Raw genomic sequence first — 2,687 nt, 5'->3', positions numbered from 1 at the left:
ATCACAGCACGGTTCGGGGCGATCTGAATGAGAAAAACACGACCAGCAACAACCGCGTGCGGTTCTTTAATCAGGCCTCCGTCGGCGCGAATGCTGCGCTCTGGGCGGGGATGGCGACAACGCAACCGGGCAAAGGCACGCTGCCAGCAGGATTCGGCACTGGCGCGTCCGCCACGCTCTCTGTCGATACCAAAACCAGCCATAGCATCGCTCTAAAGGTTAAGGTTGCGGAGCCGCTTCAGAAGAACGACATCGAGGAGCTGACGGCCTCGCTCGGGAAACATTTCGGCGATGTGGAAACCCAACAGCTGCTCGGCGGTGTGAAAAAACTGGATGATACCGACGAACAGCTGGCGATTATGCATCGTCACTTTGACGCTAAAACGCCGCAGAGCGATGGGCAGTACAGCGCGATGCAGTCGCTCGGTAAAGCCGTCCGGCAGCAGTCAGCGGCAAAACAGCAGGCGGTGACGCTCTCCAGCGTCAGCCATAGTGCCAGCTACGCCAACTTATCGAAGTTGGACAGCAACGGCGTGCTGCACGCGCTGCGCAAGCTGGTGAGCGATAACCTGCCGCCCACCAACGCCGAACGCATCCACGCATTCATGAACGACGATCCGGCATTGAAAGCCGTGATTACCCATCTGCAATCGTTGCCTAATGCGTCCGCCAGCGTGAATTTGGAACCGAAAGATGCCGTGAAAGAGCAGGTGGAAAAGGGCATTCAAAATAATAGCCTGAGCAAAAAAGCCATCGTCGACCTGTTCAAAGACAGCAACAACCTGCGCATTGGTTCGATCAGTTTTACCGAGACGGTGAAGAAGAAGGAAGGCTTCACGTTCCCGACGCCTATCGTCGGGGCGTCCAGCAGCGTGGACGTCAGTATGAGCAAGTCGCTCGGGGAAATTCATTTTTCTTATGGACATAATCAGGACACGCCAAGGCATTTCAGTCTGGAAGGCGACATCGCGCGGGCTAATCCAAGTCTGGCGCAGGCGCTGGACAGTCTGCATCAGGAAGGCATGACGCTGGCGAAACACTAATACACGATGGCACATGGCAGAAGGAGCTCCACAATGCATTCCCAACAACAACACGTCACCCGGTTATTGCAGGCGTTTGGTCGGGCCACTCAAACCCCGCTGAGGCTGGATAATGGGATTTGCGTGCTCAACGACGAGAACGGCGAAGAAGCCGCGGTGATCGACGTTCCGGCTCACAGTGAACAACTCTTGCTGCACTGTCGGATCGTCGCGTTAGACGGGCTGGAAGGGGTAGACGAAGCGGCAATGTTACGCCTGATGCTGCAGCTCAATTTCGAAATGGCGGCCATGCGCGGTTGCTGGCTGGCGGTGGATGAATTCAACCAGCTGCGGCTGTGTTTTCAGCATTCCCTGAGCGGGCTGGAAGAAAATCGCTTCAACGCGGTGCTTTCCGGATTTATCCAACAGGTGAAAGAGAGTCGTGACTTTATTATCTCTCTGCTGGGGCAGATGCAGGCGGCGTAACGTACGCGGCAGGGACACTGACTTCACGAAGAAACGCGACGGCGTCAGGCCGCCGCGTATTGCGTCGTGGTGAACCGGAGGGAAAACAAGATTTGCGCAACCGCCTAACGCGACGGGCGACCTTCTAGACTGTTAACTCGACGGAGAGACTTGATCGCCTCACTCGGCCGTTTCTCGACAGCGAGATCTTCCCGCAGACCGGATTCGACTGAGGATGAGCCGAAATGACGCCGGTAAATGCGTAAAAACGATGGGCCTATACTCCCGTGCGACGAGCTGTCCGCGAGGAGATCACAAGGAAGTGAACATGAGTCAACTGTTTTACAAACGGGCAGAGTGCTATGCGCTGCTGGCCGCTGCAATGAATGGTACGGTGGGCACCTTAACTCGTTACGGTCTTTCGGTCGGCGCGAGCCATCATCAGGTGGCGTTTTGGAAGAGTTTTATCGCTTTTCTGGTGTTGTTGACCTACAGCCTGCTGGTGCCGTCCGAACGCAAAGCGCTGTGTCAGCTGCGTCATAAAAGTCTCCAATTTATCGTCCTGGCCTTTTTCGGCATTTTTTGCGTCTACTTTTTCGAAACCTGGGCATTCAGACATGCTGCCATCCCGTTGGTCTCCTTTTTGACCTATGCGGCGGGAGGGATCACGCTCATTCTGTCGTCGCTGTTTCTGCGGGAAAGGTTGGGGCGCAGCCGAGTCCTGTCATTTCTGTTGATCGTGATCGGCGTCTATTTCCTGTTTAGCTTTGAAGGCCATTTGCCCGGCAGTCAGGCCGGTATCCTGCTGTCGCTGGTGGCGGGACTGGGTTATGCGCTCTTTATCTTTTTATCGAAGTGGATGCGGATCGGCGGCGGCGTGGCTGTGCTGGTCTGGCTGTTCGGCTTCGGCTCCCTCTATTTGGCGATCCCGCTGCATCTCGAAGGTTTCGAGTTTCCTCCGGTCATGGCATTAGCGGCAATCGGCGCGTTGGTGCTACTTCCGTCAATTGGCGGCTTCTACTTCACGACTCGTGCGTTGGAAAAGGGGGAAGCGAGCAGCGTCCAGATTATTGAAACCAGCGACCCGCTCTTTTCGACCCTGTTCGCGTTTTTCATCTTTGGTGAAGTGATGGGGCGATTCGGGGCCGTGGGGGCGGCTGTTATTATGGCGCTGTCTCTTATACACATCTCCGAGCCCAC

General features: G+C 55.8%; 3 protein-coding genes. All 3 read left to right on the top strand.

Features of this window, described 5'->3' with window-relative positions:
* Window positions 1-1,043, top strand: a 1,043-nt coding sequence (locus Q7O77_RS16720; protein WP_304169865.1) for an AvrE-family type 3 secretion system effector, incomplete at its 5' end; no start/stop codon positions are given.
* Between the two features lie 33 nt (window positions 1,044-1,076).
* The gene (locus tag Q7O77_RS16715; RefSeq protein ID WP_304169864.1) at window positions 1,077-1,508 is read left to right on the top strand and encodes a type III secretion system chaperone; all 432 of its coding nucleotides are present in this window, start codon (window positions 1,077-1,079) and stop codon (window positions 1,506-1,508) included.
* Window positions 1,509-1,815: 307 nt separating this feature from the next.
* On the top strand, window positions 1,816-2,687 hold an 872-nt coding region (locus Q7O77_RS16710; RefSeq protein WP_304169862.1), incomplete at its 3' end, for a DMT family transporter.

This window comes from Lonsdalea britannica (genome assembly GCF_946477055.1).
GTDB lineage: Bacteria > Pseudomonadota > Gammaproteobacteria > Enterobacterales > Enterobacteriaceae > Lonsdalea > Lonsdalea britannica_A.
This window is presented reverse-complemented; position numbering and strand designations above follow the sequence as displayed.